3 protein-coding genes are annotated in these 4,002 nt (G+C 71.8%); 1 reads left to right on the top strand and 2 read right to left on the bottom strand.

The genetic code is table 11. From position 1 onward, the window contains the following. Both EJK15_RS68035 and EJK15_RS73985 read right to left on the bottom strand, forming a co-directional pair. Window positions 1-1,110: peptide ABC transporter substrate-binding protein (locus tag EJK15_RS68035; protein ID WP_138720728.1), on the bottom strand; the 1,110-nt coding region annotated here is incomplete at its 3' end. 138 nt (window positions 1,111-1,248) lie between these two features. Beyond that, window positions 1,249-2,487 carry an amidohydrolase family protein gene (locus tag EJK15_RS73985; RefSeq protein ID WP_240778126.1) on the bottom strand — a complete coding sequence of 413 codons (1,239 nt, stop codon included), beginning with the start codon at window positions 2,485-2,487 and terminating at the stop codon, window positions 1,249-1,251. A 285-nt stretch (window positions 2,488-2,772) separates the two neighbouring features. Here EJK15_RS73985 and EJK15_RS68025 point away from each other — a divergent pair, with 285 nt between their 5' ends. Further along, complete coding sequence (locus EJK15_RS68025; protein ID WP_206062310.1) at window positions 2,773-3,987, top strand: M14 family zinc carboxypeptidase; 1,215 nt, start codon at window positions 2,773-2,775, stop codon at window positions 3,985-3,987. The last annotated feature ends 15 nt before the right edge of the window (window positions 3,988-4,002 follow it).

Raw genomic sequence — 4,002 nt, 5'->3', positions numbered from 1 at the left:
CTCCCACCCGCCCGCCTCGGCGAGCAGCGCCTTGGCCTTGGCCGGGTCGTAGGAGCAGGTGACGCAGTCCGCGGCGCCGCCGCCGGGGACGGTCGCCCCCGCCAGGCCCTTGGCGGGCCGGCCGAAGCCGCGCAGCAGCGACTTGACGATGGTGTCGCGGTCGATGGCCTGAGCGAACGCCTGCCGCACCTTGATGTCGGAGAAGCGCTTGTCCCACAGCGGGAACCCCAGATAGACGACCGCCGGGTACGGCACCTGGACCAGCCGGTCCTTGAACCGGCCGGCCGCGTCGGTGAGGTTGTTGCCGGACACCAGGGTGACGTCGAGGTTGCCGGCCTGCAGGTCCCGGTAGGCGGCGGCCTCGTCCTGGTACGACTTGACCTCGATCGTGGCCGCGTCGCCCGGCTCCCCCTTGTACTGGCCGAACTTCCGCAGGACGACCTTCGTCACCCCGGCGGTCAGCCCGTCGCCCTCCATCTTGTACGGGCCGTTGCCGATCGGCTTGCGGTCGAACGCGTCGAGGTCGGCGAAGGCCGCCTTGGGCATGGGCGCGAACGCGTTCTGGCCCAGCACGTACGGCAGCAGCGAGAGCGGCTTGCCGAGCGTGACCTTCAACGTGGTCTTGTCGACCACCTCGACCCCGGACAGCGTCTTCGTCTTCGGCTTGCCGTCGGCGGGGTTGAGGTCGGCATACCCCTCGAAATCGGCGAACAGGAAGTTGCCGGAGAAGGCGTTGGGCCCGTACGCGGTGGCGTTCCACGAGTCGGCGAACGACTGCGCCGTGACCTCCTCCCCGTTGTGGAACGTCCAGCCCGGCTTGAGCTTGATCGTCCACGTCTTGTTGTCGGCCGACTCGATCGACTCGGCGACGGCGTTCACGGCCTTGCCCGTCGCCGTGTCGACGCGGGTCAGCGGCGTGAACAGGGCGTAGTCGATGTTGCTGGCGGCCGACTTGCCGGGGGTGAAGTGGGACAGGAAGTACGTGGTCACGCCCACCGAGTAGGACTTCTCCCCTTGAGGGGCGGACGCGCTGGAGCCGGCGGAGCAGGCCGTCATGGTGACGGCCAGAACGCTCGCGACGGCGGCTCCGAGTGTTGTCTTGACGGACATCCGCTGACACTCCAAAGGGACGGCGGCCTGTGCTTGGTTGACGAGCGTGCCATAGCACCGCCGGGCTGATCATTGTTGGAATGGTTCAACCCGGTGGTGCGGCATTGTCAGCTCGGACAGCCGGGTCAACCTCGTGTTTCAGCTCTGTTGCCGGTACGTCCACCGGCCGTTGAGCAGGGTGCCGAGCACCTCCATGCCGGGCAGCGCGGCCGGGTCGAGGTCCGCCGGGTCGGTCGCGGTGATCACGAGGTCGGCGGGGTCGCCCGGCTTGACGCCGTGCCGGCCGCGGCTGGCGGCGGCGAGGGCGGCCGGCAGCGGGACGGCCTGCTCGGAGTGCCACGGGGGGCGCTCGTCGTCGGTCCTGGCGATCGCCGCCGCCATACCGTCCCAGGGGTCGAGCGGTGCCACGGGGGCGTCGGAGCCGAGCTCCAGCGCGGCGCCCGCGTCGAGCAGGTCCGCGTAGGCGAAGGCGCGGTGCGTCCGGCCCGCCCAGTGCCGGTCGGCCACCTCCCGGTCGTCCGGCGCGTGCGCGGGCTGGACGCCGGCGATCAGCCCCGGCCGGGCGAAGCGCGCGAAATCCGCGGCCCGCAGGAGCTGCGCGTGCTCGATCCTGCCCGCGCAGCCGACGCGCTCGAACGCGTCCAGGGCGATGCTCGCGGCCAGGTCGCCGATGGCGTGCACGGCCGGCTCGACACCGTTCGACCAGGCCAGGCTCATCGTGTCGTAGAGCTCGCCGGGCGGCGTCTCCAGCCGCCCGCGCATGTCCGCTCCCCGGTGCGCAGGCCGCGCCGGGGAGCCCTTCTCCTGGCCGGGGATGTTGGAGTAGCCCAGCACGTTGCCCTGCGGGTCCTCGATGGTGGTGGCCCCGCCGATCGTCGCGGCGATCGCGTTGGCCAGCGCGAACAGGTCTCCGATGGCGACCGTGGAGTAGGTGGTGGTGGCCGAGCCCGGGCCGGAGATCGCAGCGGTCAGCAGCGCGTCGAGCTGGCGCCACGGGATCCGCTGCGGGGCGATGAGCAGCGCGATGCCGGCGTTCTTCGCCGTGTCGACGAGGGGGCCGAGGTCGGCTCCCCGGTCCTTGACGACGACGGCGTGGTAGCCGAGGCGGGCCGCCTGGCGTACCAGGTCGTGGGCGTCCGGGCTGGTCACCCGCGCGCCCACGGCGAGCAGGACGCAGCCGGGCCGCTCGTCGAGCGGGTCTTCGGGATCGTGCACGATGGGCTCGCGCAGGGTGACCGCCTCGCCGTCGGGCGCGTACGCGGCGGAGAGCACGTGGCCGCCCAGGGTCTCGAGCACCTGGCGCAGCGGCGGGTGGTACGGAACGGTCATGGACCCGTCGGGCATCGGACCATCAGGCATGAGGTCAGATGCCGACATTCCACTCCTTAGCGTGATCAGATCTCTATTGAACCAGGTCCCGGCTTTGACGGTTGCCACAAGGGCCGGCGCGCGACCTTGGGATTCCCCACGATGTCCCCGGGTCCGGATCATGTGCACACTAGGGCGTGCTCGACACCCTCATCCAAGAACTCGACACCGTTCCGGACTTCGACCGCTTCGCGACCGTCGACGAGGTCCACGCTGCCCTGACCCGGCTGGCGGACGCCCATCCCGGCGTGGCGTCGCTGCGCCGCATCGGCACCTCCCGCCTGGGCGACCCCCATGCTCTGCCTGACCGTGGGCGACGGGCCGCACCACGCCGTCGTCGCCGCCGGGCCGCATCCCAACGAGCCCATCGGCGGCCTGACCGTCCAGCACCTCGCCACGCGCCTGTGCACCGACGCCGAGCTGCGCCGCTCGGCCGGCTGCACCTGGCACATCGTGGGCTGCCTCGACCCGGACGGGACGCGGCTCAACGAGGGCTGGTTCGCCGGGCCGTTCACCAGGGCGCACTACGGCAGGCACTTCTACCGGCCGGCCGGGGACGAGCAGGTCGAGTGGACGTTCCCGTTCTCGTACAAGAGGGCCTATTTCGACCGGGTGCTGCCCGAGACGCTCGCCCTGATGCGGCTGATCGACGACACCCGGCCGTCGTTCCTGACCACCCTGCACAACGGCGAGTCGGGCGGCGTCTTCTACTACCTGACCCGGTCCGAGCCGGCGCTCCAGGAGCTGCTCAAGTCCCTGCCCGCGCGGTACGGCGTGCCGCTGCACGCCGGCGAGGCCGAGCATCCCTCCGTGAAGCGGCTGGAGCAGGCCGTGTACCTGGCTCCCACGATGGAGGACGCCTACGACTACCTCGAGGCCCTCGGTCAGGACCCCACGGAGCACATCAGCGGCGCCGCCAGCGACTCCTACATCAAGAGGTACGGCGCGCTGGGGCTGACGGCGGAGGTGCCCTACTGGACGGACGCCGCCGCCGGCGACACCACACCGACCGGCCGGATCTACCGAGACCTGCTGCTCGCCTCCGCCGCGGACCTCCAGGCCACCTCCGCCGTCCTCGACGAGACGTTGCGCGCGGTCTCCGCCGACCTGGTCACGGGGTCTGCGTTCATCCGCGCGAGCAGGTGCTTCATCCCGATGGTCGCCGGGAACGCGGCCACCGACCAGAGCCGGGCCGGGGCCCCGGAGAACGACCGGCCCGCCACGGTCGCCGAGGTGGCCTCCTGCCGGGACATGCTGCACAGCGTGCGGCTCCGGTTCGGGGGGATGCTGCTGCGGGCGCTGGAGGGCGAGCTCGCGGTCGGCAACGCCACCCCGGTCATCCGGAAGCGGGCGGGCGCGCTGGCGGAGACGTACGACGGGTGGTGCGCGGAGGCGGAGGCGGACGCGTCCAACGAGACGATCCCGATCGGCCACCTGGTGGCCATCCAGTACGGCGCGATCCTGGCCGGCGCCACGCACGCGGCGCAGGAGGCCCGCACCCGGCCGTGACCGATCCGGCAAGGG

This window comes from Nonomuraea basaltis (assembly GCF_005893125.1).
Classification (GTDB): Bacteria; Actinomycetota; Actinomycetes; order Streptosporangiales; family Streptosporangiaceae; genus Nonomuraea; species Nonomuraea basaltis.
This window is presented reverse-complemented; position numbering and strand designations above follow the sequence as displayed.

Bases quoted from the DNA above. Each gene is read 5' to 3' on its own strand.
- EJK15_RS73985 (WP_240778126.1), bottom strand. From the start codon at position 2,487: ATGTCGGCATCTGACCTCATGCCTGATGGTCCGATGCCCGACGGGTCC.
- EJK15_RS68025 (WP_206062310.1), top strand. From the start codon at position 2,773: ATGCTCTGCCTGACCGTGGGCGACGGGCCGCACCACGCCGTCGTCGCC.